Consider the following 23966-nt stretch of genomic DNA (forward strand, 5'->3'; position numbering starts at 1 on the left):
AACCTGATCGCCCAGGTCACGCCCGCGTGGGAGCATGGGAGGCATGTCCACGCGACCCCGTATCTCCGCAAGAATCTCCGCGATTTCCGAGTCCGCCACGCTCGCGGTGGACGCCAAGGCGAAGGCGATGAAGGCCGCCGGCCGCCCGGTCATCGGCTTCGGCGCCGGCGAGCCCGACTTCCCGACGCCCGGCTACATCGTCGAGGCGGCGGTCGAGGCGGCCCGCGACCCGCGCAACCACAAGTACACGCCGGCGGGCGGCCTTCCCGAGCTGAAGCAGGCCATCGCCGACAAGACGCGGCGCGACTCCGGCTACTCCGTCGAGCCGTCCCAGGTGCTCGTCACCAACGGCGGCAAGCAGGCCGTCTACGAGGCGTTCGCCACGCTGCTCGACCCGGGCGACGAGGTCATCGTGGTCGCCCCCTACTGGACGACCTACCCCGAGGCGATCAAGCTGGCCGGCGGCGTGCAGGTCGACGTGGTGACCGACGAGTCCACGGGCTACCTGGCCGGCGTCGAGCAGCTCGAAGCGGCCCGTACCGAGCGCACGAAGGTGCTGCTGTTCGTCTCGCCGTCCAACCCGACGGGCGCGGTCTACTCGCGCGAGGAGACCGTGGCGATCGGCCGGTGGGCGGCCGAGCACGGGCTGTGGGTGGTCACCGACGAGATCTACGAGCACCTGGTCTACGGCGGCGCCGAGTTCACCAGCATCGCCACGGCCGTGCCCGAGCTGGGCGACCGGGTCGTGATCCTCAACGGCGTGGCCAAGACGTACGCGATGACCGGCTGGCGGGTGGGCTGGCTGATCGGCCCGGCCGACGTGGTCAAGGCCGCCGCCAACCTGCAGTCGCACGCCACCTCCAACGTGGCCAACGTGTCGCAGAGGGCCGCGCTGGCCGCGGTCTCCGGCGACCTGTCGGCCGTGGCGGAGATGCGGTCGGCCTTCGACCGGCGGCGCCAGACCATGGTGCGGATGCTCAACGAGATCCCGGGCGTGTTCTGCCCGGAGCCGAAGGGGGCGTTCTACGCGTACCCGTCGGTCAAGGAGCTGCTGGGCAAGGAGCTGCGCGGCCGGCGGCCCGGGTCGTCGGCGGAGCTGGCCGAGCTGATCCTGGAGGAGGCCGAGGTGGCGGTCGTGCCGGGCGAGGCGTTCGGCACCCCCGGCTACTTCCGGCTGTCCTACGCCCTCGGTGACGACGATCTGGTCGAGGGCGTCAGCCGGATGGCCAAGCTGCTGTCCGAGGCTCACTGAGCGGCTCGGGAGGCGGCTCAGGGGGCGGCGGGTCTGACGGCGGCGGCGGTCTGGCGGAGCTGGGCGGTCATGCCGGGCGTGGCGGCGAGGTAGACGGCCGTGCCGGGGCTCTCCAGCCACATGAAGTTGCGCAGGCCGTCGCGGCTCGTCCAGCGCAGCGCGGGTTTGCCGCGGTAGGCGGTCAGGGTCGAGCGGGCCACCAGCGTGGCGAACTGCTCGGCCGTCCGCACGCCGCACACCACGCCCACCCGCAGTTGCTCGTCCTCGTCGTCGCGCCACGTCACGCCCCTGACCGTGAGCCGCCTGGCGAGCGCGCCCAGGCGGCCGAAGGTGCCGGCGCGGGCCAGGGGCGGGGGCGCGCCGGGGATCTCCAGCCTGGTCGATCCGCAGGCCAGCGTGACGGGTTCCCCGGTCGCCGGCTCGCTCGCCGACGGCGGCGGCGGGGTGGTGCTGGGCGGTCGCGGCGTGTCGCCGCCGCACCCGCCCGCGCCCGCGGCCAGCGCGAACGTGATGAACACCGCTGCCGGGCGCCGCATCGTCCCCCCATGACTCGTGGGATCAACCAGGGAAAAGGCTCCTAGTCTCCTACAGGAGCGCGGGCCGAGGCGGCAATAGGCAGCAGCTCGCCGCCGAGTGAGTCGCTCACCCGGATCCAGGCGCCCGTGCCGGGGCGTTCCAGCCAGGCGATCACCCTGCCGCCGCGCGGATGCGCGCCGACCACGGCGGGCCGGCCCCTGACCGTGGTCTCGCGGGGGTCCAGCACGCCGGCGTGCGCGCGGTAGGTGTCCCAGTCGGCGGCCACCATGCCGTGCTCGACCTGGGCCTCCACGTAGCGCTTCGCGGTGCCGTACCTGGCCCGGACGCCGTCGGGGGCGATCGGGCCGCCGCCGCTGCGGCGCAGGCCGCGGGGCAGGTAGGTGAGCCAGAGGTCGTCGGAGACGACCGCGAGCGGGGCCTCGGCCCGCGCCGCCGCCGCGCCGGGGCGGGACGGCGCCTTCAGGGGCGGCGGGGGCACGTACGACGAGCCCGCAGAAGGCGGGTTCGGACGGCCGAAACCCGAATGGAACAGGGCGTAGATGGCGAGAGCGGTCATCGCGAACGCCAGGCCGGCGAGCAGCGCGCGCCGGCCCTGCCCCGCGACGCCCGCACCCTCAGGGATCATGGACGGTTGATCCCCCGATCCGGCCGATCTCTACCGTGCCGATGCCGGACCCGCAGCCGTGGGCGACATGCGAATCCGCACCTGGGGCCAGTGGCAAAATATGGAAATGCACCGGCCCCTGCACACGCTGCCCAAAGCCCATCTCCACCTGCACTTCACCGGCTCCATGCGGCACTCGACGCTGATCGAGCTGGCCAGGGAGCAGGGGCTGCACCTGCCCGACGCGCTGGAGCAGGACTGGCCGCCGCGGCTGCGGGCCACCGACGAGCGCGGCTGGTTCAGGTTCCAGCGGCTGTACGACATCGCCAGGTCCGTGCTGAGCCGTCCCGAGCACGTCTACCGGCTGCTGCGCGAGACGGCCGAGGACGAGGCGGCAGCCGGTTCCCGATGGCTGGAGATCCAGGTGGACCCGTCCGGGTTCGCCGCGCGGTTCGGCGGGCTCACGGCCACGCTGGAGCTGATGCTCGACGCGGCGCGGCAGGCCGCCGAGCACGCCGGGGTGCACATGCCGGTGATCGTGGCGGCCAACAGGACCAGGCATCCGCTCGACGCGAACACCCTGGCCAGGCTCGCCACCCAGTACGCCGACCGGGGCGTGGTGGGCTTCGGCCTGTCCAACGACGAGCGGCGCGGCGCGGCGCGCGACTTCGAGCGGGCCTTCCGCATCGCCAAGCGCGGCGGGCTGCTGGCCGTGCCGCACGGCGGCGAGCTGCTCGGGCCGCGCAGCGTGAGCCAGTGCATCGACGACCTGGGCGCCGACCGGGTCGGGCACGGCGTGCGGGCGGCCGAGGACCCGTGGCTGATGCAGCGGCTGGCCGACCGGCAGATCTGCTGCGAGGTGTGCCCGACGTCCAACGTGGGGCTGGGCGTGGCCGAGCGGGCGGCGGACGTGCCGCTGCGGCGGCTGTTCGACGCCGGGGTGCCGATCGCGCTGGGCGCCGACGACCCGCTGCTGTTCGGCACCCGGCTGCTGCGCCAGTACGAGCTGGCCAGGGAGGTCTACGAGTTCTCCGACGCCGAGATCGCCGAGCTGGCCCGGCAGTCGATCCGGTCCTCGACCGCGCCGGAGGCAGTGCGCAAGGAGCTGCTCAAGGGTGTGGACGACTGGCTGACCGGCTCACCGGAGTGACCCGGCGATCCGCACCGCCCGTTCCCTGGTGCCCGCGCCCTCCAGGCGGTAGGTGAGCGCGTCCCGCTGCCAGACGAGGGTGGGGGCGGCCTGGCGCAGGGGGATCTCGGTGCCGTCCTGGCGGCGGATGTAGCCGAGCGGGTGCGCGCCGGGGATCCACCAGGCCGTGGTCCCGGCCATCTCGACGTAGTCGGGCCAGGGCGGGCCGAGCTTCTTGAAGAAGAACGGGTCCACGCCGCCCTGGAACTGGTCGAGCCGGACGCCGTCCGGCCAGAACATCGACACCAGCCGGCCCTGGTCGGCGACGGCGGCGCGGGCGGGGGGCCCGAGCTCGGCCGGGGTTCTGACCTGGAACCTCACCAGGCCGGGCAGGTCGTCCGGGGCCACCGGGTGCTCGCCGGGGAGGTTCGCGGTGGTCCGTACCGGGGTGGGTGGTGTGTCGCCGAGCTGCAGCTCGACGCCGGCCAGGCGGAGGACCCGGGCCACGGCGGCGCGGCCCTGGGGGGTGGCGGCCGTGACGGCGACGACGGCCAGCACGACGGCCGCCACGATCCGCCACCGAGCCCGCCGAGTCGGCCGTGTCGGCCGTGTCCGCCGCCCGCGCTTCCGAGGCTGGAGCTCCAGGCGCGCCCGGACGGCGGCGGCGACGTCGCCCGGCGGCGGCGACGGGGTGTCGAGGAGGGGGCCGAGGGCGGTCAGTTCGGCTTCCAGGTCGTCGAAGGGGTCATGCGAGTTCACCGCCCACCTCCTCCCTCAGCCGGGCCAGCCCCCGATGGGTGCTGGACTTGACGGTACCGACCGGCCAGCCGAGCACCTGGGCCGTCTCCGCCTCCGACAGTTGCAGGAAGTACCGGCACACGACCGCCTGGCGTTCCCGCTCGGGCAGGCCGCGCACGGCCGCCAGCAGCCGGGCCCGCCGGTCGGTGGCGACGGCCGCGCCCGCCGGGTCGTCGGAGGCCACCGGGCCTGCCGGGTCGGCGGCGGTGAGCCGTACGGCGAGGTCGGAGCGGCGCCCGCGGGCCCGGGTCAGGTTGTGCGTCTCGTTGGCCACGATCCGCAGCAACCAGGGACGGAAGGGCGCGTCCCGCCGGAACTTGGGCAGATGGCGGAAAGCCTTGACGAACGCCTCCTGCACGACGTCCTCGGCCTCGTCGCCCGCGCCGAGCATGGCGGCGGTGCGATGGGCGAGCGCGCTGTACCTGGCGACCAGGACCTCGTAGGCCCCCAGGTCACCGTCGAGCGAGCGGGCGATCGCCTCGTCGTCGTCCATGGCGTGTCAGATTCCATCGCATTCGCCCGCGCCCGGGGAAGGGTGTTTCACGCATCAGGTCATCCTCAGGGGCATTAGACTCGTGCAATCCGTCTGCCCCTCAAAGGAACGGGACTATGTCTTCTGGGTATGACCGTGTAGTGCAACCGGCGGCCGGTGACGAGGCCCTGGAGAACCACCTGGGTGGGGACGAGGCCAAGAACTATCGGCAGTACGAGTTCGACATGGTCGCCCCGCACGTCGGCCGTTCGATGCTGGAGATCGGCTCCGGGCTGGGCCACTTCGCCGAGCAGTTCCTGCCGCGGCTCGACCGCCTGGTCGTCAGCGACTTCGACCCCTACTGCGTCGAGCAGCTGGAGAAGCGCTTCGAGGGCCGCGACGACATCGACGTCCTGCAGTTCGGCCTGCCGACCGAGATCCCGCTGAAGGACAAGGTCGACACCGTCGTCATGATGAACGTGCTGGAGCACATCGAGGACGACGCCGAGGCGCTGCGCTCGCTGGCCCGCGTCACGCTGCCCGGCGGCCGGATCATCATCTGGGTGCCCGGCTACATGCAGCTCTACGGAGACTTCGACCGCAAGGTCGGGCACGTCCAGCGCTACACGCCGAAGACCCTGCGCGCCACGGTGGCCAGGGCGGGGCTCGACATCGACGTGCTCAAGCCGATCAACTTCCTGGGCGGCATCGCCTGGTGGGCGGCGGTCCGGCGGGGCGGCGTGGGCTACCCCGACCCGCGCCTGGTCAAGATCTACGACCGCACGGTGGTCCCGGCCACGCGGCTGATCGAGCGCTTCATCACCCCGCCGTTCGGCCAGACGGTGTTCTGCGTGGCCCGCGTCCCGCAGAAGTAGCCCGCAGCAGTGGGCCCGGCCGCCACCCGGTGGGTTGGTGGCGGCCGGACGTCTTCTACTTGATCGAGCCGGCGGTCAGTCCGCCGACGACCTTCCGCTCGATCAGCGCGAACAGGATGATCACCGGGATGGTGGCGATCACCGAGCCCGCGAAGAGGTTCTGCCAGTCCACCTGGTACTGGCCGATGAACGAGTTCAGCGCGACCGTGAGCGGCTGGTTGGCCGGGGTCGTGGTCAGGGTCAGGGCGACCACGAACTCGTTCCACGCCGCGATGAACGTGAAGATCAGCGCGGTGATCACGCCCGGCATGGCCAGCGGCAGCGTGATCCGGAACAGCGCGCCGAAGCGGCCGTTGCCGTCGATGAAGGCGGCCTCCTCCAGCTCACGCGGGATCGAGGCGAAGTAGGCGTTCAGGATCCACACCGCGAACGCCAGGTTGAACCCGCCGTTGACCAGGATCAGCGACCAGATCGAGTCCACCAGGCCGAACTGGTAGAACTCGCGGTAGATGCCGACGAGCATGGCCGTGGGCTGGAACATCTGGGTGATCAGCACCAGGATCAGGAACGCCGTGCGCCCCCGGAACTTGTGCCGGGCCGAGTAGTACGCGGCCGGCAGCGCCACGAGCAGCACCAGGATCGTCGAGCCGCCGGCGACCTTGAGCGTCACCCACAGGTTCCCGGCCAGGCCGCTGGTCCAGAAGTTGGCGAGGTTCGACCACACCCACTCGTCGGGCCAGAACGTCACCTCGCGCAGCGAGTCCTGCGACCGCAGCGAGGTCAGCAGCATGACGAGGTACGGGAACAGGAAGACGAACGCGACGAGGTAGGCCGCGGCCGCCACGATCACGGTCTTGAGCCTGGGCATGCGGCGCTGCGCCCGTCCGCGGTGGCCGGGCTGGTGGCGCGTACCGGCCTTGGACATGGTCTGCACGGCCATCACGCCACCTCCTTGTTCCAGCGCGACACCTTCAGGAAGATCGCGGTCAGCACGATCACCATGCCGAAGTTCACGACGGACATCGCGGCCGACTCACCGATGTTCGAGCCCTTGAGGATGAACATGAGGATGGTCGAGGTGGCCGTCGAGTAGCCCGGCTGGCCGTGGGTCATCGCCCAGATGATCGGGAAGCTGTTGAAGACGTTCATCACGTTGATCAGCGCGGCGACGGTGAGCGCGGGGCGCAGCAGCGGCAGCGTGATCGACCAGTACGTCCTGAGCTTGGTGGCGCCGTCCATCTTGGCCGCCTCGTAGACGTCGGCGGGGATGGTCGCGAGCCCGGCCAGCAGCGCGTACGTCGTGAACGGCACCGAGACGAAGACCGCCACGAACACCAGCCACGGCATCGCGCTGGAGGCGTCGCCGAGCTGGTCGGCGGAGGCGCCGCCCATCGCGTCGATGAACCCGAGCTTGACCCTGATCTGGTTGATCACGCCGACCTCGGGGTCGAGCATCCACTTGAAGATGATCGCCGTCATCAGCACCGAGGCCGCCCAGGGCGCGATGAGCGCCCAGCGGGCGATCTTGCGGCCGGGGAAGCGCTGGTTGAACAGCTGGGCGAGGGCGAGCGAGATCAGCACGGTGAGCGCGACGACCGCGACCACCCAGATCACGCTGCGGATCATGATGTCGGCGAAGTCCTTCTCACCGAACAGCTTCGTGTAGTTGTCCGGGAAGTTGTTTCCCTGGACCACTCCGAACCGGCTGATCTTGAGGAACGACGACCGGATCATCTCGATCACGGGCCAGAGCACGACCAGCGCGATCAGCACCACGGCCGGCCCGATCCAGGCCAGGGGTTCGAGGGCGCGCAACCTTCTCATGAGGAACCTTCCATGACGGTGGAGCCGGCGCGGGGACGCGACCCGCGCGCCGGCTCCACAGACACCCGCTGGATCAGCTGGCTTCGGCGGTCTTCTGCAGCTCGCCGAGGACCTTGGCCGGGTCGTCCTTGACGGCGCCGCCGATGGTCTGCTTGATCGCCGGGTTCACCTCGGCCCACTTCGGGTCCTGGAACGGGTAGAAGCTGGCGTTGGGCAGCGCGTCGAGGAACGGCTTGAGCTTCTCGTCACCCGACAGCTTCTGGATGCCGCCGTTGGTGACGGGCAGCAGCTTGTAGGTGTCGGAGATCTTCTGCGCCGCGTTGCCGGTGTAGAAGAAGTCGAAGAACTTCTTGATCTCGGCGGCGTGGCCGTTCTTGTTGAACGCCATGATCCAGTCCATGACGCCGAGGGTGGTGTCGAGCGGGCCGGACTTGCCGGGGATCGCCGTGACGCCGTAGTTCTTCAGGCCGGCCGCGTCGAAGATCGGGATGGACATGGGTCCGCCGTTGACCATGCCGACCTTGCCCGCGCCGAAGTCCTCCCAGACCGTCTTGCGGTCCTTGGTGCCCGGGTTCGGGGTGGTGAGGCCGGCGTCGACCAGGCCCTTCATGTAGGTGAAGGTCTCGACGTTCTGCGGGGAGTTGATGGCCCACTTGCCGGAGGCGTCCTTGTAGCCGCCGCCGTTGCCCAGCATCCACAGGAACGACTCGCCCTGGGCTTCTTCCTGGCCCAGCGGGAGACCGAACGGCTGGCTCACGCCGGCCTTCTTCAGCTTCTCGGCGGCGGCCTTGAGCTCGTCCCAGGTCTTGGGCGGCTCGGCGATGCCGGCCTTGGTGAACAGGTCCTTGTTGTAGAACAGCGCGCGGGCGGAGGAGACGAACGGGATGCCGTAGCCGGTGCCGTCCACCTTGCCGAAGTCGGCGAACTTCTGCAGCATGTCGCCGGAGACGTTCGGGGACAGGACCTCGTCGACCTTGTAGAGCAGGCCGTCCTTGACGAAGCCGGAGTAGTCGCCGGTCTGCAGGATGTCGGGCACCTGTCCGTTCTGGACCATGGTGGCGACCTGCTTGTCGATGTCGTTCCAGTTGATGACCTGGACGTCGACCTTGATGTTGGGGTTGGCCGCCTGGAACTCGTCCACGACGCCCTTCCAGAACGTCTCGCCCGAGTTCGGCTTGCCGGGGCCGTCGCCGTAGTCGGCGGCGACCATCTTGAGGGTGACCTGGCCGCCGCCCGAGGCCTGGGTGTTGTTCCCGCCGCCACCCGAACCGCCGTCGGAGCCGCAGCTGGACAGGACCAGCATCGTGGCAAGGCCGAGAGCGGCGCCGCCCACAAGCTTCATGTTCACTGGTGATACCGCCTTCTCGTCGGACGGGTCGCTGGTCCGTACCAGCCACCTGACCCCGTCCAAAGGGATGAGGGGTGCGAGAGCCACAGCTCAACGCGTTTGCGCCAGAGTAAGCCCGTGTTCAGCAGCCGGTCTATACCGGCTGGTATCGGTTTGAAAACACTCAGGGCAGAAAAAGCTCACAACCGGTCTAGACCGGGCGTCACAGGATCTTTCTCCGCACGTTCTCGCCGCCGTCCGGTGTGCCGATCCACGGGCCCTCAATGGACGGGTCGAGGATGCCCTCCTCCAGGAACTCGTAGCGGCCGTCGAGCACGTACCGGGCCAGGCGCGCGTCCTGCTCGTCGCTGTTGTCCCAGAGCTCGTCGAACAGCGTGCGGACGCGGCGCCGGGCCTGGCGGCAGAAGGTGTCGGCCAGCTCGTACGGCCTGCGCCCGAGGTCGTCGGCGTCCTCCTCGGCCTTCACGCAGACGGCCGTCATGGCGAACAGCTCGGCCCCGATGTCGACGATCCGCCCGAGGAAGGACTGCTTGTGCTCCAGCCTCCCCTGCCACCGGGACATGCCGTAGAAGGTGGACCGGGCCAGCTTCCTGCTGGTCCGCTCCACGAACCGCAGGTGCTGGGCCAGCGGGCCGAAGACGGTGTAGCCCGTGGGCAGGCTGCCCGAGCCGGCCACCAGGGTCGGCAGCCACCCGGCGTAGAAGCGGCTCGCCCGGCCGAGTGCGCGGGCACGTTCCTGGGGGGACGCCTCGGGGTTGATGAGCTCGCCGGCCGCGGTCAGGTGCGCGTCCACGGCCTCGCGGGTGATCATCAGGTGCATGATCTCGGAGGAGCCCTCGAAGATGCGGTTGATGCGGGCGTCGCGCAGCATCTGCTCGGCGGGCACGCCGCGCTCGCCGCGGGCGGCCAGCGACTCGGCGGTCTCGTAGCCACGGCCGCCTCTGATCTGGACCAGTTCGTCCAGCGCCCGGTACGACAGCTCGGTGGCGTACAGCTTGGCGAGGGCGGCCTCGATCCTGATGTCGTTGCGCCGGTCGTCGGCCAGGCGGGCGGTGAGCTCGCTGACGGCCTCCAGCGCGTACGCGGTGGCCGCGATGAAGGCGATCTTGGTCGCCACGGCCTCGTGCCGGCCGACCTTGCGACCCCACTGCTCGCGGGCGTTGCCCCACTCGCGGGCGATCTTCACGGCCCACTTGACGCTGCCCGCGCAGGTCGCCGGGAGGGACAGGCGGCCGGTGTTGAGGGTGGTGAGCGCGATCCGCAGCCCTTGGCCCTCCTTCCCGATCAGGTTCTTGGCCGGCACCCTGACCTGGGAGAACTCGGTGACGCCGTTCTCGATGCCGCGCAGGCCCATGAAGCTGTTGCGACGCCTGACCGTGATGCCCGGACTGTTCCCCTCGACCACGAACGCGCTGATCTTCTCGCCGGTCCTGGCCATGACCACCAGCAGGTCGGCGACGACGCCGTTCGTCGTCCAGAGCTTGACGCCGTTCAGCACGTAGTCGTCGCCGTCGCGCACGGCGGTCGTGGACAGGCGGGCGGGGTCGGAGCCCACGTCCGGCTCGGTGAGCAGGAAGGCCGAGATCTCGCCGGCCGCGCACCGGGGCAGGAACTCCCGCTTCTGCTCCTCGGTGCCGAACTGCTTGAGCGGCTGCGGCACGCCGATCGACTGGTGCGCCGACAGCAGCGTGGCCAGGGCGGGGCAGTAGGAGCCGACCAGCGTGAGGGTGCGGCAGTAGTACAGGTAGGGCAGGCCCAGGCCGCCGTACTCGGTGCCGATCGTGATGCCGAACGCCCCGAGGGCGGCCAGGCCCTTGACCACCTCGTCCGGCACCTGCGCGGTGCGCTCGATGAGGGCCGGGTCGACCTGGGTCTCCAGGAAGCGCCGCACCGCCCGGACGAACTCCTCGCCCCGCTCGGCGGCCTCGGCCGGCAGCCCGGGCGCCGGATGCACCAGGTCCAGCCGGAGATCGCCGAGGAACAGCTGCTTGGCGAAGCTGGGGAGCCTCCATTCCCGCTCCCTGGCCTGCTCGCCGACCTGCCTGCTCTCCGCGTACGTGGTCTGCTCAGTCATGGCACCCTCCCGACGGTGCGCCGTCATGTGCTGGGAGTACTGCCCGCCTGAGCGCTTTAAGCACGCCCAGCGCGACGACGGCCAGCACGGCCGGCACCGCCAGGAAGGCTCCACAGCACGCCAGCGCGACCGCCGACATGCCGGTCGCCACGACGGCGGTGACCCGCAGCCGTCCGGCGGGCAGCACCCGCACCGCCGCCGCCACGCCCGCCGCCGTGACGGCCGCCAGGCACGCCGAGGTGGCCCGCATCAGCAGGTCCAGGTCCACCGCCCACACCACGACCGGCACCGTCAGCACGGCCAGCGCCCCGAGGCTCCGGTACGGCGAGCGTCCCCCGGCGAGCCAGGCGGGCATGGCCCCGTCCCTGGCCAGCGCCACCCCCAGCCGCGCCGCCCCCGCCAGGTACGTGTTGACCGCCCCGAACGTCAGCAGCACCGCCAGCACCCCGGTCACCGGCCGCGCCACTCCCCCGAGGCCGGCCTCCAGCAGCGCGCTCAGCGGCACGCCCGGCATGTCCGCGCCGAGCACGCCGACCGAGGTGACGCTGACGCCCAGGTACAGCAGGCCGACCACGACGAGGGTGACCACGGTGGCCCTGGTCAGGCCGTGCCTCCCGCGCCTCCCGCGCCTCCCGCGTCTCCCTACGGCGAACTCGGCCGACAGGTGGCTGGCCGCCTCCCAGCCCACGAAGGCGAACATGAGCACCCCGGCCGCGCCGGCCACCCCGGCGAGCCCGTACGGGGCGAAGGGGGTGAAGTGGTCGAGATCGGCCCGCGGCGCGGCGGTGACCACGGCGACGGCCAGCAGGGCGACGAGCAGCGCGACGGAGACGAGCTGCAACCGCCCCGAGGTACGCAGCCCGGCGGCGTTGGCGGCGAACGCCGCGGCCAGGATCAGCACGCCGGCCAGGGTGCCGTCCACGCCCAGGCACGCCTCGACGTACCGGCCGCCCACGAGCGCGCCCGCCACGGTCCCGACCGGCACGGCCCCGTAGAACCACCAGCCGACCACGGCGGCGGCCCGCGGCCCGAAGGCCAGCCCCGCGAAGCTCGCCACTCCGCCCCCGCCGGGATGCCGGACGCCGAGCGCCGCGAACGTCAGCGCCACCGGCACGCTCAGCGCGAGCAGCCCCGCCCAGGCCAGCACGGAGGCCGGCCCCGCCGCCGCGGCGGCCAGCTGCGGCAGCACCAGCATCCCCGGCCCCAGCACCGCGCCCACCAGCAACGCCGCGCCCTGCACCGCACCCATCCGGCCCTGTTCAGTCATGTCCGCGAAAGTAGCCCGATCGTTCGGCCTCAACCCGGCTCCACCGAACGTTCGATCGGAGAAAGGAGCAGAATCGCGTCATGGACGAACTTGATTCGGCGATCATCCGCCTGCTCCAAACGGATGCGCGGCAGTCCAACCGGGAGCTGGCCCGCCGGCTCGGCATCGCCCCCTCGACCTGCCTGGAACGGGTCAGGGCGCTCACCCGGCGCGGCGTGATCCGCGGCTACCACGCCGACATCGACCCCGCCGCGCTCAACCGGAGCACGCAGGCGATGGTCTCGGTCCAGGTCCGTCCGCTGAGCCGGGCCGTGATCAACGCCTTCAAGCAGTCGGCCGCCGAGCTGCCCGAGGTGCTGAGCGTGTTCGTGCTGGCCGGCGGCGACGACTTCCTGCTGCACGTCGCCGTCCAGGACCTCGACCACCTCCACTCCTTCCTGCTCGACCGGCTCAGCAAGCGCAAGGAGATCGTCGGCTTCCGCACCTCGGTGATCTTCCAGCAGGTGCACGACGCGGTGCCGGAACGGCTGCCGTCCGCCACGGAGACCTGACTTTCGTCGGGGGTGCCACTAGACCGTCGGCAGATTCGGCGGTGGGGGCGTTCTCCGTACGTTTGCCTGCATGAGCTTGAAGATCGCCCTCGCCGGGCTGGCCGCGGCCCTGACCCTCACCCCCGCCGCGGCCCCGGCCCTCGCCTCGGCCCCCGCCGAGCCGACCCCCGCCGCCGTGGACGCCTACCTGCGCGAGGCGCTGGAGGCCACCGGCGTGCCGGGTCTGTCCGTCGTGGTGACCCGCGGCGACAAGGTCGTGCACGCCGCCGGCTACGGCGAGGACTCCGATGGGCGTCCGGTCACCGCGGCCACGCCGATGCGGGTGGCCTCGGTGAGCAAGTCGTTCACCGCGATGGCCGTGATGACCCTGGTGGAGCAGGGGAAGATCGCGCTGGACGAGCCGGTGGCCGGGCAGCTGCCCGGTTTCCGGATGGCCGACCCGCGGCACACCAGGATCACCGTGCGCCAGTTGCTGAACCAGACCTCCGGGCTGTCCGACAGCTCGCTGGACATCGGCGACCTGGAGTCCGCGAGCTCGCTGGCCGACTACACCGCCCGCCTGGCCGAGGGCCGCCTGGCCGCCGACCCGGGCAGCCGGTACGCCTACTGCAACGTCAACTACGACCTGGCCGCCCGCCTGGTCGAGACCGCGAGCGGCCGCCCGTTCGACGCCTACATGAAGGACCGCGTCTTCGGCCCGCTCGGCATGACCGGCAGCGCCGTGAGCGCCCAGGCCGTCCGACCGGCGGACGGATTCGTCTCGGTCTACGGCATGTGGCTGCCCCGGCCGGAGGCGTCCGGGTTCCTCGACGGCAGCGGCTCGGGCGCGGTCATCACGACCGCCGCGGACATGGGCAAGTGGCTGATCGCCCAGAACGACGCCGGCCGCCCGCTGGTCAAGCAGCAGAGCCTGGAGACCATGCACAAGCCCGGCGTGCACGGCTACGGCATGGGCTGGAGCCTGGAGGAGGAGTCCGGCCTGCTGGTGCACTCCGGCAACCTGTTCACCTACAACGCCGTCGAGGCCGTCTCGCCGAAGACCGGCTACGGCTTCGCCGTCATGACCAACGGCGCCTCGCTCTACGACCCGACCTACGACATCATGCGGGGCCTGGCCGCGATGAGCGAGGGCCGCGCGCCGGCGGCCCTGGGCGGCGACCGGCAGCTCTACGACCTGGTGCTGGGGCTGCTCGCCGTCGTGGCGGCCGGCCTCGGGGTCATGGGCGTGCTGCGGGCGCGGCGGTGGGCGTCCCGGCGGTCGGGGCGGCCGTGGTGGCGGATCGCCCTGCGGCTGGTGCCGGTGCTGCTGCCGGTCCTGCTGTTCGCGCTCTATCCGAACTGGGTCTCCGTGCTGCTCAACGGGCGGTACGTGACCTGGGAGCAGCTCACCTACTTCCCGGCGTCGTTGTCGATCACCCTGCTCGCCGCGGCTCTCGCCGGGCTCTCGACCGCCGTCGTCCGAATTTGTGTACTGTGTAAGCTTACCAAGTAAGCAAATTCGAGGAGTACCCGATGATCGCGGTCGCCGTCACCGTCCCGCTCGTGTGGCTCGCCTGGCTCGTCCTCACCGACTGGGTGCCCATGTTCCCGCTCAACGACCTCAACGGCGCGAACGTCAGAGGCCGGGCCCTGGCCGCCGCGATCAACTACCCGTTCCCGCTGCTCATCGCGGCCGGCATCGCGCTGCACCGCACGTGGTCGCTCATCGCCGCGACCGTCCTGTGCGTCCTGGTCGTGGCCGGGCACGTGCGGAGCTGGTGGCTGCCCTACTTCGGCCCGGCCACGGCCGAGCAGCGCGAGCTCTACCGGCGCGAGTACAGTCGCACCTGGAAGGTCCTGCCCACCGCGGGCCACGACGTGGTCATCGACGTCCAGCACATGGTGGTGGGCGTGCTGTCCCTGCTCATGCTGGCGGCCACGATCGTCGTTACGCTGACCGCATGACTCAGGCACCCAGGCGGGCGGGGCGTCCGGCCGTGCTCACCGTCGAGCGCATCGTCGCCGCGGCCGTCGGCATCCTCGACGCCGAGGGCCCCGACGCGCTGACCATGCGCCGCCTGGGCGCCGACCTCGGAGTGGCCGCCATGTCGCTCTACCGCCACGTCCCCAACCGGGACGCGCTCGTGTCCCTGGTCGTCGACCGGCTGTTCACCGCGGCCATGGCCGGTTACACGCCGGTCCCCGACTGGCCGCGGGCGCTGACCGGGTTCGCCGTGGCCTACCGCCGCTTCCTGCTCGCCCACCCGCGCGCCGTCCCGCTGCTGGCCACCCATCCGGTGGACGTACGGCTCGGCACCGAGCTGATCTCCGGCCTGCTGGCCCGCTTCGATGCGGCGGGGGTGCCGTCCGGCGACACCGTCAACGCGGTGCAGTCGGTGGCCGTCTACGTGCTCGGTCACGCCCTGGCCCAGGTCGGCTCGACCGCCGAGACCCACGACCCCGACGCGCTGCGCTTCTACGACCAGTGGTTCGACGCGGGCCTGCGGGCCATGGTGTCGGGCTTCGAGCAGCAGCTCGCGGCGCCGCGATAATTCAGTTGCTCGTGCAGCAGCTCCCGGCGCCGCGTTAATTCGGTTGCCCGGCGTCACGGACAGGCCGTAGCTTGTCGGACATGCGCCTTTACCTGTGACAGCAGCCACCTCAGTCCATCGTCCGACAGACGCGGCCACGCTGTGCTCGTCGACGCCCGGCCCTCACCGAGCCGCGTCCTGAGTTCGCGTAAAGGAGCTTCGCATGCGAGTTCGCTCAGCCAAGAAGAAGACCGCCACGCCCGTGCCGCCCCGGCAACTGCCCAAGATGCCGCAGCGCCCGGTCGTGCCGCCCCGGCGGATCATCCCGCCCAAGGGCCGCTAGACAACTACCGGGATGGTAGTCAGCGAGCGCCGCCTCCCCTCTTACGCCCGGGAGGCGGCGCTCACCCTTTTCCGGTCCGGTTCCGCTAGAGCCGCTCGATGATGGTGACGTTGGCCTGGCCGCCGCCCTCGCACATCGTCTGCAGACCGTAGCGGCCGCCTGTGCGCTCCAGCTCGTGCAGCAGCTTGGTCATCAGGATCGCTCCCGTGCCGCCCAGCGGGTGGCCGAGCGCGATGGCGCCGCCGTTGGGGTTGACCTTGGCCGGGTCGGCGTCCAGCTCCTTGATCCAGGCCAGCGGCACCGGGGCGAACGCCTCGTTGATCTCCACGACGTCGATCTCGTCGATCGACATGCCCGCCTTGCGCAGCGCCCGCTGCGTGGCCGGGATCGGCGCGGTCAGCATGTAGACCGGGTCGTCGCCCATGAGCGCGAGCTGGTGGATGCGGGCCCGCGGGGTCAGGTTGTGCTCGCGCACGGCCTGCTCGGAGGCGATCAGCACGGCGCCGGAGCCGTCGGAGATCTGCGAGGAGGTGGCGGCGGTGATCCGGCCGCCCTCCTTGAGGGTCTTGAGCCCGGCCATCTTCTCCAGCGTCGTGTCGGGCCGCGGGCCCTCGTCGTCCTCGACGCCGTTGATCGGGGCGATCTGGTCCTTGAAGTAGCCGTTCGCGACGGCCTTGGCGGCCCGCTGGTGGGACTCGTAGGCGAACTGCTCCAGCACGTCGCGCTGGAGGCCCCACTTCTCGCACATCAGCTCGGCGCCGCGGAACTGCGAGATCTCCTGCTTGCCGTAGCGTTCGACCCACTTGTCGCCGAACGGGAACGGCATGCCCTTCTCCAGCGCGGCGGTGATCGACGCGCCCATCGGGACGATGCTCATCGACTCCACGCCCGCAGCCACCACCAGGTCCTGGGTGCCCGACAGGACGCCCTGGGCGGCGAAGTGGATCGACTGCTGGGACGACCCGCACTGCCGGTCGATCGTGACGCCGGCCGTCGTCTCGGGCAGACCCGCCGACAGCCAGGCGTTTCGCGCGATGTCCATGCTCTGGGGGCCGAACTGCATGACGCACCCCATGATGACGTCCTCGACCGCCGCCGGATCGACGCCGGTGCGGTCGATGAGCGCCTTCAGCGTGTGGGCGGCCAGGTCGGTGGGATGGACGGTGGAAAGCCCGCCCTTCTTCTTGCCGACCGGGGTACGGACCGCTCCGACGATGTACGCCTCTGCCACAGTGCCTCCTGGAAACCGAGCATTATTCGGTTATTGAGGAGAGACTACAACAGAACGACGTTCTGTGGCTCGTCACTCCGGGGCCAGAAGGTCCTCCGCGGCGTCGATCCTGAACCGCCACCGGTCCACCACCAGGCCGTTCAGCGATTCTGCCAGCTCCAGCGCCAGGCTTCCGAGCTTGACGGGCTCCTCGCCGCGCAGCTCGATCGCGGTCAGCTCGGTGGCGAACGGCAGCAGCTCCCGCACCGCCGGCGGCTGCCCCTTCTGCGGCACGAGCGCGGCCCGGATGTCGCCCGACGTGTACGTGAACTCGTCCTCACCCTGCTCCAGCAGCGGCGCCAGCTCGTCGGCGGACGGGCGTACCGGCAGGATGACGGCGGGACCGCCCTCCTCGCCGTCGGCCGGATCGCTCACCTCGCCCCGGCACACCGCGAGCCCCTTGAGCCGGAAGGCCAGCCCCTCGGCCAGGTAGCGGTCGAAGAAGTCGAACGGCAGCGGCCCCTCGGCGGTGACCCGGCAGGCCCACGCCTTCTCCAGCACCCCGCCGGTCAGCTCGGCGTCGGCCTCGACCGGCGCGTACACCCGCACGTCGGCCGCCACGATGTCGTCGCCCTCACGCCGGGCGTCCGGGTCGGCCAGCCGGACGATCCGCAACAATTCGGCGGGGTCCGGTCTGGCGGGCAGGGCCGCCGTCGGGCCAGTACGCAGTTTCCGCTTCGCCAGCCAGCCCATGCCCGCCTCCGCCAATCAGCTTCGATAGGAGCTCGTCATCGTCGCGTAGACGATGATGTTGTCGTTGTAGTGGCCGATGGTGCGATCGTAGGCACCACCGCAGGTGATGAGGTGGAGCTGGGCGTTCTCCCGGCTCCCGTAGACGCGCTCGGTCGGGAACGTCTTCTTGCTCGCCTGCTCCACGCCGCCGACGGTGAACACGGCGGTCGTCTTGTCCTGGCGCTTGACCTCGATGGTGTCGCCGTGCTTGAGCTCGCCGAGGCGGCTGAACACGGCGCTGCGCGTGCGGGTGTCCTTGTGACCGAGCAGCACCGCCGGACCCTCCTGGCCCGGCGTGGACATGTTCCGGTACCACCCGACCAGGTTGGGATTGTCGGACGGCGGCACCTCGATCGTCCCGTCCTTGGCCAGCCCCACGGACTTGATCGGCGCGTTGACGCCGAGCCGCTTGATCACGATCCGGATCGGCGTCGAGGGCAGCATCGGCGGCGCCGGCGTGATCTCCGGCAGCGGCGGCGGCTGGTCCGGCGGGGCCTGGAACAACGCCTGCTGCGGCTGGCCGGACGCCTGCGTCTGCACGGCCACGGGCAGGGCGTCCCTGTCCATGCCGTACTCCTCGGGCGACTGCAGCACCATCAGCATGCCCGCCACGACCGTGACGACCCCGGCGATGGCCGCGCCGATCAGCACGGTCCTGAGCGCGGTGCTCCCCCGGTCCCGCGGTGGCGGGCCGCCGTACGGATACTGCCCGGCCACGCCGCTCAGCCCCTGCCGGCGGTACGCCGGCGCAGCACCAGCCCACCGGCCGCCGCGGCCGCGATCAGAACGGCGCCGGTCAGCACGAACAGCCGCCCGTCAGGCCCCGCCATACCCCCGGCCCCGGTGTCGGCCCCCGCCTTGGGCGTCTTGGACTTGTCCGGCGGGGTGACGGTCACGGTCGCGGTGCTGGTCTTGGTCGGCTTGGGGGTGGGGGTCGGCGTGGGCGTGGGGGTCGGCGTGGGCGTCGGCGTGGGGCTCGTTCCCGAGCCCGCGGCCACCTGGAAGCTGAAGGTCTTGAGCCCGGTCGTGGGGGGCTCGCACTTGATCGCAGGGGCAGTCGAGGAGGTGCCCAGAGCCAGATCCCCCGGCGTCAGTTGCACAGTGCCGGCCGCTGTGGGCTTGATCTTGATGGTGACGCTGGGAAGCTGCGTGATGTCCTGACCGGCCACGGCGCCGGTCAGGGTCGCCTCGCCGGTGGCGGTGGCGGGCGCGCCTGCGCCGGTCGCCTTGATGGTGGCGAAGAGCTTGCTGCTCACGGGGAACCCGGTGGGCGCGGTGAGCGGGTCATTCGTGGTCTCGATGGTGCCTGTCCAGGTGATGGAGGCATCCTCGTTGGCCTTGGCATTGGTGGGCGTCGTCATCGCGACCTTGATGTCGACAGTGGCGGGGTATAGGGCGTCCGTCCCGCTGGGGAGCTTGCAGTTGTAGGAGACCACGTCGGTCCCGGCGCCACCGCCAGTCCCGATGGGGATGTCGAGGACCTCGGCGGTGGAGGAGGGAGTGCAGGTCGCCACGCTGCTCGGGCTGGACAGGAGCCCGAGACGGATCTCTCCGGGCTTGATGCTCACCTTGCCCGTCGTGGTGGCGCCCACAGACACCTTGTACTTCACTTCGCCCGCAGGAATGGCAGCGTTGTTCGCCGCGACAGCCGCTCCCTGCTTCGCACCAGGGTCAGTGACTGACCCACCGGTCGGCGTCAGCGCGACCGTGGCCTGCACATACGTGGCTTGCGTGGCCGGAGTTGTCTGTGTCAACGCCGGAATGCCAACCGACAGGTCGAAGCTACCGCCTGCTGTGACCGATTCGGGACCAGTGAGCGTCACGCTGAGCGGAGTGGCTCCAAAGGTGAACGGCCCTCCGACGCACGTGTAGCTGAACTGCTTCGGGGCCGCGGCCTGGGCCGGCGAGGAGAGACCGACCAGCGAGCCGGAGAAGGCGGCGAGTGTGCCCATCAATCCCAAGGCGGAGGTCTTGTGGGCGAGGCGGCGCCACGCCTGGGACGTAAGCACGGGTCCATCTCCGTTTCAGCGCAGTGTCAACAGTCGTGCCAGAATTCCAGCCGATGGTCACGGTTCGGTTGAGATCCTACGAACTGTCCCTGTCAACTTCCCGTAAAACCCAAAATCCGCCCCAAAAACCCCATCAGCCCTTCTTCTTCGACAACGTCGCGTACACCACGATGTTGTCCGTGTAGCTGTGCGCCTCCTTGTTGAAGACGCCGCCACACGTGATCAGCCGGAGCTGCGAGTCCTTGGTGTTCCCGTACACCCGGGACGTCGGGAACGCCGACTTGCTGACCTGCTCGATCCCGCTCACCGTGAACCGGGTGACCTTCCCGTCCGACCGGTACACGTAGATCTGGTCGCCCTTGGCCAGCTCACGCAGACGATCGAAGACGGCGGGGCCCTTGCGGGTGCTGACGTGGCCGTTGATGATCGCGGGCCCGAGCTCGCCGGGCACCGGCGAGAAGCGGTACCAGCCGGTCTGGTTGGGCCGGGTCAGCGGCGGAGTGCCCAGGTTGCCCTTGATGTCCACGGTGACACCGCCGATGGGGGCGTTCACCTTGATCTTGGGGATCTTGATCCGGCTGGGCTTCGCCTTGGCCTTGGCGGCCTTCGTCCTGGCCTTGGGGATCGGCGGCACGGTCGGGGCCGCGGCCAGCGGCGGCGGCGCGTCCGGCCGGGCCGGGGTCAGCGTCGCGCCCTTGCCGCCCGGTCCCACGGTCGCGGGCAGCACGAACGCGCCCGCGTTCTCGATCTGCACGGCGGTCGGCCGGTCGGCGGCGGCCAGCGTGCCGGAGCCGTCGTCCACCTTGGGCGCCACGGAGAGCAGGCCCACCATGATCGCGCCGACGCCGGCCAGCGAACCGGCGATCAGCAGTCCGGGCATCGCCCGCTGCATCGGAGTCTTCTGCTCGGCCATCACTTCGTTCCTCCCGCGTGCGCGGCCCTGCGGCGGCGCAGAGCGAGCCCGCCGCCCGCGCTGCCCATGAGCAACATCGCCCCACTGGCCATCAGCCCGTACGGCCGGTCCGGCTCGTCGGGCGCCTCACCGGTGTCCACCCCGCCCTTGGGGACCTTGGCCACCTGCGCCCTGACGTACGTGGTCGCCGTCGGGCCGGTCGCGGTGGGCGTGGCCGTGCTCGTCCCCGTGACCGCCGGCACCACGACCACGTGCCCGAGCCCGCTGCTCGGCGTGGGCCGCGAGTGGTTCCGCGTGGGGGTGCTGGTCGCCGTGGACGTGCCCGTGTTGGTGGGAGTGTTCGTCGGCGTGTTCGTCGGCGTGTTGGTGGGGGTGTTCGTCGGCGTGTTGGTGGGGGTCTGCGTGATCGTCGGTCCCGACTTCTCCCGTACGGTCACCGTCACCGAGACCGGCCCGCCGACGAGCTTGCACTTCGCGCCGTGGTAGCCCGTCGGGATCTTGGCGGTGTTGGTGGACACCTTGAACGCGTCGAGCCAGGCAGGCTTGCTGGAGGCGTTCACGATCCTGATGGTGTGCTTGCCGTACTTCAGCTCCGGCGACTTCCAGATCGTGAAGCCGCCGTCGAGGTCGTCGTTGACGGGCAGGTCGTCGTCGGAGCGCGAGGGGTCCTCCGTGGCCACCTTGCCGCCGTCGATGTAGATGTCCACCGGGCCGGCGTCCTTGTCGTGCGGCCCGATGTACTCCACGCCGGTGCCGGTGAAGCTCAGCTCGGCCCAGGCGCCGAGGTCGTTGGTCTCGTGCAGGTCGTTGTGCACGTGGTTCTCGGAGCCCGGACGGTCGTCGATCGAGGTCCAGCCGGGGCCGTAGGTGACCTTCATGTCGGTCGGGTTGTCGGTCTCGTTGCCGTCGTTGGCGACGACCGTGCCGTCCGGCGGGGTGAAGTCGAGCTCGATGTCCTTCGGCGTGACCTTGATGTTCCCGACCTTGTCGATCAGGCCGGGGTCGTTCAGGGACTCGGGCAGCGACAGTTCGCCGTCGGGGCGCAGCTTGCCCTTCTGCTCGACCGAGCCCTTCGGCTGCAGGATGCCCTGCCAGCTGCTGCTCAGCTCGACGTTGCCGGTGGCGTGCACGTTGGCGCCCGGAGCGAAGTAGCCGGGCGACTGGAGCCGTCCGTGGTCGGCGTAGTCGAGCTTCCAGGTGAAGTTGAGCGGGTCGCCGACCACCAGGTCGGTGGCGAAGGTGAGATGGGTGTTCAGGCGTACCGGTGCGTGCCGCACGATGCTGTCGGCGCCGGAGGGAACGCATTCGTACTGCACGTCCAGGTCGGCCGGTGCGGCCGAGGCCGGGACGCCGGGCAACGCGACGACCCCGACGGCCGCCACCGATGCGATCGACGCGGCGAGCAACGACTTGCGCCACCGACTCACGGGACACTCCGATCATCACAAATAGACCGAGGGTAGATCTTAGAGTCGAAAACACCCGCAACGCAGGCGGTTTCCCCCAAGTTCCAGCACTTGTGATGAAGCCGTGTCCCCTGCCGTGTCCCCTGCCGGGTCGCCTGCCGGGCCCCCCGCCGTCTCCCCTGCCGCGAAAGCGGGTATACCTCCGGGTAACAGAATCGTATTCTGTCGTGCACGACACCTGCTGGGAGGCGAATCGATGCAGCGAGACCTCTTCGACGAGGAGCACCTGCTCTTCAGGGAAACCGTGCGCGAGTTCATGGCCCGCGAGGTCGTGCCGCACCACGGCCAGTGGGAGAAGGACGGCATCGTGCCCCGCGAGGTCTGGAAGAAGGCCGGCGAGATCGGCATGTTCGGCTTCGGCGTCCCCGAGGAGTACGGCGGATCCGGCATCACCGACTTCCGCTACAACGCGGTGATCGTCGAGGAGATCATCAGGACCGGCGCCTCCGGCCTGGGCTTCTCGCTGCACAACGACGTCATGGCCCCGTACGTCGTCGAGCTCACCGACGACGAGCAGAAGCAGCGCTGGCTGCCCGGCTTCGCCTCCGGCGAGCTCATCACCGCGATCGCGATGACCGAGCCCGGCGCCGGCAGCGACCTGCAGGGCATCAGGACCACCGCCGTCCGCGAGGGCGACCACTACGTGGTCAACGGCCAGAAGACGTTCATCACGAACGGCGTCAACGCCGACCTCGTGGTCGTGGTCGCCAAGACCGACCCCGAGGCGGGGGCCAGGGGAACGACGCTGATCGTGGTCGAGCGCGGCATGGAGGGCTTCAACCGCGGCCGGAACCTGGACAAGGTGGGCATGAAGGCCCAGGACACTGCCGAGCTGTTCTTCGAGAACGTGCGCGTGCCCGTCGCCAACCGCCTCGGCCCGAACGAGGGCGAGGGCTTCTTCCACCTGATGAACAACCTGCCCCAGGAACGCCTGTCGATCGCCGTGGCGGCGGTGGCCGCAGCGGAGACGGTGCTGGAGCAGACGATCGAGTACTGCAAGACCCGCCAGGCGTTCGGCCGCAACATCGGCTCGTTCCAGAACACCCGGTTCGTCCTGGCCGAGCTGGCGACCGAGACGGAGATCGCCCGCCACTACGTGGACAAGTGCATCCTGGCGCTCAACGCCCGGCAGCTCACCGTCGTGGACGCCGCCAAGGCCAAGTGGTGGACCACCGAGCTGCAGAACAAGGTCATCGACCGCTGCCTCCAGCTCCACGGCGGCTACGGCTACATGATGGAGTACCCGGTCGCCAAGGCGTGGCTGGACAGCCGCGTCCAGACCATCTACGGCGGCACCACCGAGATCATGAAGGAGATCATCGGCCGGTCCTTCGGATTCTGACGGCGGGCGCGCGCCCGGCCGGGCCGCGCCGCATACTGTCAGCATGGACGGCGGCCTGATCCTCCTCGTTTTCCTGGCGTTACTGTTCGCCTGGGGGCTCAACCGCGTGCGCAGGGCCTTCCGGCTCGGCCCCGTCGGCTACGCGGGCGTGATGATCGTGTTCATCATCGCCATGCTGCTCGTCTGGGGCCAGACGATGCGCTGAGGCCGGTAAGGCTCACCCCGGCATCCCCTGCACGAACCGGGTCAGCAGCCGGGCGAACTCGGCCCGCTCGGCCGCCGACCAGCCGGCCGTGGCCGACGCGAAGGCCGCCTGCCGGGCCTGCCGGGCCTGGGTGAGCGCGGCGGCGCCCGCGTCGGTCAGCACCAGCCACGCCCGCCGCCCGTCGGCCTGGTCGGCCTCCCGCCGTACCAGCCCCGCCGTCACGGCGGCCGTCACGAGCCGGCTCGCCCGCGGCTGGTCGACGTTGAGCGCCTCGGCGACCGCCGACACGGTGAGCCACCCGCCGGCGGCCTCGATCACGTCGAGCACCTCGAACTCGGGGCCCGCCGCGCCGTGCTGCCGGGCCAGCGCCCGCCTGCTCTGCCTGCGCCTGATCGCGACCATCGCCCGCTCGATCGCGGCAATTTCCTTGTCTTCATACATATAG

The 23966-nt window shown here is 70.6% G+C and carries 25 protein-coding genes; 9 read left to right on the plus strand and 16 right to left on the minus strand.

Going from position 1 to position 23966, the window contains the following annotated elements; translation table 11 throughout:
• The first annotated feature begins 43 nt into the window (after positions 1 to 43).
• Positions 44 to 1252 (plus strand): pyridoxal phosphate-dependent aminotransferase, encoded by a 1209-nt coding sequence (locus ACFYUV_RS41410; RefSeq protein WP_387679189.1) that lies wholly within the window; start codon positions 44 to 46, stop codon positions 1250 to 1252.
• A gap of 17 nt (positions 1253 to 1269) precedes the next feature.
• Here the strand turns inward: ACFYUV_RS41410 and ACFYUV_RS41415 are convergent, their stop codons facing one another.
• Positions 1270 to 1788, minus strand: coding sequence for a hypothetical protein (locus ACFYUV_RS41415; RefSeq protein WP_387679192.1), 519 nt, complete (start codon positions 1786 to 1788; stop codon positions 1270 to 1272).
• 41 nt (positions 1789 to 1829) lie between these two features.
• Positions 1830 to 2414, minus strand: a complete 585-nt coding sequence (locus ACFYUV_RS41420) for a hypothetical protein (RefSeq protein ID WP_387679195.1) — start codon at positions 2412 to 2414, stop codon at positions 1830 to 1832.
• 106 nt (positions 2415 to 2520) lie between these two features.
• Here ACFYUV_RS41420 and ACFYUV_RS41425 point away from each other — a divergent pair, with 106 nt between their 5' ends.
• Positions 2521 to 3543 carry an adenosine deaminase gene (locus tag ACFYUV_RS41425; protein WP_358289143.1) on the plus strand — a complete coding sequence of 341 codons (1023 nt, stop codon included), beginning with the start codon at positions 2521 to 2523 and terminating at the stop codon, positions 3541 to 3543.
• Here ACFYUV_RS41425 and ACFYUV_RS41430 read toward each other — a convergent pair.
• Both ACFYUV_RS41430 and ACFYUV_RS41435 read right to left on the minus strand, forming a co-directional pair.
• Positions 3532 to 4281: a hypothetical protein gene (locus ACFYUV_RS41430; protein WP_387679198.1), complete on the minus strand. Its 750-nt coding sequence runs from the start codon at positions 4279 to 4281 to the stop codon at positions 3532 to 3534. The two genes, ACFYUV_RS41425 and ACFYUV_RS41430, sit on opposite strands and share 12 nt — an antisense overlap.
• Positions 4268 to 4813 carry an RNA polymerase sigma factor gene (locus tag ACFYUV_RS41435; RefSeq protein WP_387679201.1) on the minus strand — a complete coding sequence of 182 codons (546 nt, stop codon included), beginning with the start codon at positions 4811 to 4813 and terminating at the stop codon, positions 4268 to 4270. The genes ACFYUV_RS41430 and ACFYUV_RS41435 overlap by 14 nt, the downstream gene beginning before the upstream one ends.
• Before the next feature lie 116 nt (positions 4814 to 4929).
• On the opposite strand from ACFYUV_RS41435, the gene ACFYUV_RS41440 reads away from it, so the two are divergent.
• A complete protein-coding gene (locus ACFYUV_RS41440; RefSeq protein WP_352330011.1) occupies positions 4930 to 5667 on the plus strand; it encodes a methyltransferase domain-containing protein in 738 nt (245 codons plus the stop codon).
• Between the two features lie 55 nt (positions 5668 to 5722).
• On the opposite strand, the gene ACFYUV_RS41445 is transcribed toward ACFYUV_RS41440, so the two are convergent.
• The 5 genes from ACFYUV_RS41445 to ACFYUV_RS41465 all read right to left on the minus strand — a co-directional run bounded on the left by ACFYUV_RS41445 (position 5723) and on the right by ACFYUV_RS41465 (position 12180).
• Entirely contained in the window at positions 5723 to 6607 is an 885-nt protein-coding gene (locus ACFYUV_RS41445) for a carbohydrate ABC transporter permease (RefSeq protein WP_358289153.1), read from the minus strand.
• On the minus strand, positions 6607 to 7491 hold the full coding sequence (locus ACFYUV_RS41450) for a carbohydrate ABC transporter permease (protein WP_387679205.1): 885 nt from the start codon (positions 7489 to 7491) through the stop codon (positions 6607 to 6609). The genes ACFYUV_RS41445 and ACFYUV_RS41450 overlap by 1 nt, the downstream gene beginning before the upstream one ends.
• A gap of 73 nt (positions 7492 to 7564) precedes the next feature.
• Complete coding sequence (locus ACFYUV_RS41455) at positions 7565 to 8833, minus strand: extracellular solute-binding protein (protein ID WP_387679208.1); 1269 nt, start codon at positions 8831 to 8833, stop codon at positions 7565 to 7567.
• Positions 8834 to 9041: 208 nt separating this feature from the next.
• Positions 9042 to 10913: an acyl-CoA dehydrogenase family protein gene (locus tag ACFYUV_RS41460; protein ID WP_387679211.1), complete on the minus strand. Its 1872-nt coding sequence runs from the start codon at positions 10911 to 10913 to the stop codon at positions 9042 to 9044.
• Entirely contained in the window at positions 10906 to 12180 is a 1275-nt protein-coding gene (locus tag ACFYUV_RS41465) for an APC family permease (protein WP_387679214.1), read from the minus strand. Before ACFYUV_RS41465 ends, ACFYUV_RS41460 begins: the two co-directional genes overlap by 8 nt.
• Before the next feature lie 80 nt (positions 12181 to 12260).
• On the opposite strand from ACFYUV_RS41465, the gene ACFYUV_RS41470 reads away from it, so the two are divergent.
• From ACFYUV_RS41470 to ACFYUV_RS41485, 4 genes are all read left to right on the plus strand, one after another.
• Positions 12261 to 12731 (plus strand): Lrp/AsnC family transcriptional regulator, encoded by a 471-nt coding sequence (locus tag ACFYUV_RS41470; RefSeq protein ID WP_387679217.1) that lies wholly within the window; start codon positions 12261 to 12263, stop codon positions 12729 to 12731.
• A gap of 70 nt (positions 12732 to 12801) precedes the next feature.
• Complete coding sequence (locus tag ACFYUV_RS41475; protein WP_387679220.1) at positions 12802 to 14223, plus strand: serine hydrolase domain-containing protein; 1422 nt, start codon at positions 12802 to 12804, stop codon at positions 14221 to 14223.
• Positions 14224 to 14243: 20 nt separating this feature from the next.
• Complete coding sequence (locus tag ACFYUV_RS41480) at positions 14244 to 14675, plus strand: hypothetical protein (protein ID WP_387679223.1); 432 nt, start codon at positions 14244 to 14246, stop codon at positions 14673 to 14675.
• Positions 14672 to 15262, plus strand: a complete 591-nt coding sequence (locus ACFYUV_RS41485) for a TetR/AcrR family transcriptional regulator (RefSeq protein WP_387679225.1) — start codon at positions 14672 to 14674, stop codon at positions 15260 to 15262. The genes ACFYUV_RS41480 and ACFYUV_RS41485 overlap by 4 nt, the downstream gene beginning before the upstream one ends.
• 407 nt (positions 15263 to 15669) lie before the next feature.
• Here ACFYUV_RS41485 and ACFYUV_RS41490 read toward each other — a convergent pair whose 3' ends face one another.
• The 6 genes from ACFYUV_RS41490 to ACFYUV_RS41515 all read right to left on the minus strand — a co-directional run bounded on the left by ACFYUV_RS41490 (position 15670) and on the right by ACFYUV_RS41515 (position 21935).
• On the minus strand, positions 15670 to 16815 hold the full coding sequence (locus ACFYUV_RS41490; protein WP_364388276.1) for an acetyl-CoA C-acetyltransferase: 1146 nt from the start codon (positions 16813 to 16815) through the stop codon (positions 15670 to 15672).
• A gap of 72 nt (positions 16816 to 16887) precedes the next feature.
• A complete protein-coding gene (locus ACFYUV_RS41495) occupies positions 16888 to 17547 on the minus strand; it encodes a hypothetical protein (protein ID WP_387679228.1) in 660 nt (219 codons plus the stop codon).
• Between the two features lie 15 nt (positions 17548 to 17562).
• A complete protein-coding gene (locus ACFYUV_RS41500) occupies positions 17563 to 18303 on the minus strand; it encodes a class F sortase (protein WP_358289183.1) in 741 nt (246 codons plus the stop codon).
• Positions 18304 to 18308: 5 nt separating this feature from the next.
• Positions 18309 to 19595, minus strand: coding sequence for a hypothetical protein (locus ACFYUV_RS41505; protein WP_387679231.1), 1287 nt, complete (start codon positions 19593 to 19595; stop codon positions 18309 to 18311).
• 133 nt (positions 19596 to 19728) lie between these two features.
• Positions 19729 to 20508 (minus strand): class F sortase, encoded by a 780-nt coding sequence (locus tag ACFYUV_RS41510; RefSeq protein ID WP_352322264.1) that lies wholly within the window; start codon positions 20506 to 20508, stop codon positions 19729 to 19731.
• Complete coding sequence (locus tag ACFYUV_RS41515; RefSeq protein ID WP_387679234.1) at positions 20508 to 21935, minus strand: hypothetical protein; 1428 nt, start codon at positions 21933 to 21935, stop codon at positions 20508 to 20510. Before ACFYUV_RS41515 ends, ACFYUV_RS41510 begins: the two co-directional genes overlap by 1 nt.
• A gap of 235 nt (positions 21936 to 22170) precedes the next feature.
• Between ACFYUV_RS41515 and ACFYUV_RS41520 the strand changes: the two genes are divergently transcribed.
• Together ACFYUV_RS41520 and ACFYUV_RS41525 are read left to right on the plus strand one after the other, a co-directional pair.
• Positions 22171 to 23316 (plus strand): acyl-CoA dehydrogenase family protein, encoded by a 1146-nt coding sequence (locus ACFYUV_RS41520; RefSeq protein ID WP_387679237.1) that lies wholly within the window; start codon positions 22171 to 22173, stop codon positions 23314 to 23316.
• Positions 23317 to 23359: 43 nt separating this feature from the next.
• Positions 23360 to 23521 (plus strand): hypothetical protein, encoded by a 162-nt coding sequence (locus ACFYUV_RS41525; RefSeq protein ID WP_352322270.1) that lies wholly within the window; start codon positions 23360 to 23362, stop codon positions 23519 to 23521.
• Between the two features lie 12 nt (positions 23522 to 23533).
• Here the strand turns inward: ACFYUV_RS41525 and ACFYUV_RS41530 are convergent, their stop codons facing one another.
• The gene (locus ACFYUV_RS41530; protein WP_387679240.1) at positions 23534 to 23962 is read right to left on the minus strand and encodes a MarR family winged helix-turn-helix transcriptional regulator; all 429 of its coding nucleotides are present in this window, start codon (positions 23960 to 23962) and stop codon (positions 23534 to 23536) included.
• Positions 23963 to 23966 lie beyond the last annotated feature (4 nt).

This window comes from Nonomuraea sp. NPDC003560 (genome assembly GCF_042878785.1).
In the GTDB taxonomy this organism is placed as follows: Bacteria; Actinomycetota; Actinomycetes; order Streptosporangiales; family Streptosporangiaceae; genus Nonomuraea.

What these genes read in the sequence shown, in the direction of transcription:
- ACFYUV_RS41465 (WP_387679214.1), bottom strand. Translation starts at nt 12,180, where the DNA reads ATGACTGAACAGGGCCGGATGGGTGCGGTGCAGGGCGCGGCGTTGCTG.
- ACFYUV_RS41435 (WP_387679201.1), bottom strand. Translation starts at nt 4,813, where the DNA reads ATGGACGACGACGAGGCGATCGCCCGCTCGCTCGACGGTGACCTGGGG.
- ACFYUV_RS41475 (WP_387679220.1), top strand. Translation starts at nt 12,802, where the DNA reads ATGAGCTTGAAGATCGCCCTCGCCGGGCTGGCCGCGGCCCTGACCCTC.
- ACFYUV_RS41495 (WP_387679228.1), bottom strand. Translation starts at nt 17,547, where the DNA reads ATGGGCTGGCTGGCGAAGCGGAAACTGCGTACTGGCCCGACGGCGGCC.
- ACFYUV_RS41525 (WP_352322270.1), top strand. Translation starts at nt 23,360, where the DNA reads ATGGACGGCGGCCTGATCCTCCTCGTTTTCCTGGCGTTACTGTTCGCC.
- ACFYUV_RS41480 (WP_387679223.1), top strand. Translation starts at nt 14,244, where the DNA reads ATGATCGCGGTCGCCGTCACCGTCCCGCTCGTGTGGCTCGCCTGGCTC.
- ACFYUV_RS41415 (WP_387679192.1), bottom strand. Translation starts at nt 1,788, where the DNA reads ATGCGGCGCCCGGCAGCGGTGTTCATCACGTTCGCGCTGGCCGCGGGC.
- ACFYUV_RS41455 (WP_387679208.1), bottom strand. Translation starts at nt 8,833, where the DNA reads ATGAAGCTTGTGGGCGGCGCCGCTCTCGGCCTTGCCACGATGCTGGTC.
- ACFYUV_RS41520 (WP_387679237.1), top strand. Translation starts at nt 22,171, where the DNA reads ATGCAGCGAGACCTCTTCGACGAGGAGCACCTGCTCTTCAGGGAAACC.
- ACFYUV_RS41460 (WP_387679211.1), bottom strand. Translation starts at nt 10,913, where the DNA reads ATGACTGAGCAGACCACGTACGCGGAGAGCAGGCAGGTCGGCGAGCAG.
- ACFYUV_RS41425 (WP_358289143.1), top strand. Translation starts at nt 2,521, where the DNA reads ATGCACCGGCCCCTGCACACGCTGCCCAAAGCCCATCTCCACCTGCAC.
- ACFYUV_RS41445 (WP_358289153.1), bottom strand. Translation starts at nt 6,607, where the DNA reads ATGGCCGTGCAGACCATGTCCAAGGCCGGTACGCGCCACCAGCCCGGC.
- ACFYUV_RS41485 (WP_387679225.1), top strand. Translation starts at nt 14,672, where the DNA reads ATGACTCAGGCACCCAGGCGGGCGGGGCGTCCGGCCGTGCTCACCGTC.
- ACFYUV_RS41470 (WP_387679217.1), top strand. Translation starts at nt 12,261, where the DNA reads ATGGACGAACTTGATTCGGCGATCATCCGCCTGCTCCAAACGGATGCG.
- ACFYUV_RS41510 (WP_352322264.1), bottom strand. Translation starts at nt 20,508, where the DNA reads ATGGCCGAGCAGAAGACTCCGATGCAGCGGGCGATGCCCGGACTGCTG.
- ACFYUV_RS41450 (WP_387679205.1), bottom strand. Translation starts at nt 7,491, where the DNA reads ATGAGAAGGTTGCGCGCCCTCGAACCCCTGGCCTGGATCGGGCCGGCC.
- ACFYUV_RS41440 (WP_352330011.1), top strand. Translation starts at nt 4,930, where the DNA reads ATGTCTTCTGGGTATGACCGTGTAGTGCAACCGGCGGCCGGTGACGAG.
- ACFYUV_RS41420 (WP_387679195.1), bottom strand. Translation starts at nt 2,414, where the DNA reads ATGATCCCTGAGGGTGCGGGCGTCGCGGGGCAGGGCCGGCGCGCGCTG.
- ACFYUV_RS41530 (WP_387679240.1), bottom strand. Translation starts at nt 23,962, where the DNA reads ATGTATGAAGACAAGGAAATTGCCGCGATCGAGCGGGCGATGGTCGCG.
- ACFYUV_RS41410 (WP_387679189.1), top strand. Translation starts at nt 44, where the DNA reads ATGTCCACGCGACCCCGTATCTCCGCAAGAATCTCCGCGATTTCCGAG.